Annotated in this window: 1 protein-coding gene and 1 pseudogene; both read left to right on the forward strand. The window is 32.8% G+C overall.

Translation table 11 applies throughout. The features are described from left to right. Positions 1-340 (forward strand): septation protein IspZ (locus tag ACFIK8_RS12675; protein ID WP_375669627.1); only part of this gene is annotated, 340 nt, incomplete at its 5' end. Between the two features lie 69 nt (positions 341-409). Beyond that, a pseudogene (locus ACFIK8_RS12680) lies at positions 410-579 on the forward strand (hydroxyacylglutathione hydrolase); the annotation flags it as partial.

Raw genomic sequence — 579 nt, forward strand, 5'->3', positions numbered from 1 at the left:
TTTTATCAAGATGAAACCGACAATCATTAATAGCTTATTCGCTCTTATTCTCTTTAGTGGTATGTTTTTTAAGAAACCACTTTTGCGTTATGTTTTTGATTCTACTTTTAAACTTGATGATTTGGGGTGGCAAAAACTTACTTATCGTTGGGCATTTTTTTTCATTTTTCTTGCTGTTTTGAATGAAGTCATTTGGCGCAATTTTAGCGATAATTTTTGGACTAGCTTTAAAGTGTTTGGTATCATACCTATAACAATTTTCTTCATGTTTACACAGATGCCCGTTATACTTAAACATTCAAAGGATCTTTTGAAAGAAGAGGAAAAATTCGATTCTTAAATATTTTGCATTTATTGATACAAATTATTTTGTAGATTTATCATTGCACACTGTTCACGGAGGGAATAAGTGTTAATTGAGCAATTTATCTGTCGAGAAGATAATTTTGGTGTACTCATTCATGATGAAAGAAGCGGCTACACAGCTGCAATTGACGCACCTGAAAGCAAAGCTATTTGTAGCGTTCTAAAACGCCGTAATTGGACGCTTCAGACTATTTTTGTGACTCATCATCATCA

It is taken from the genome of Bartonella sp. MR168JLCBS, assembly GCF_042194175.1.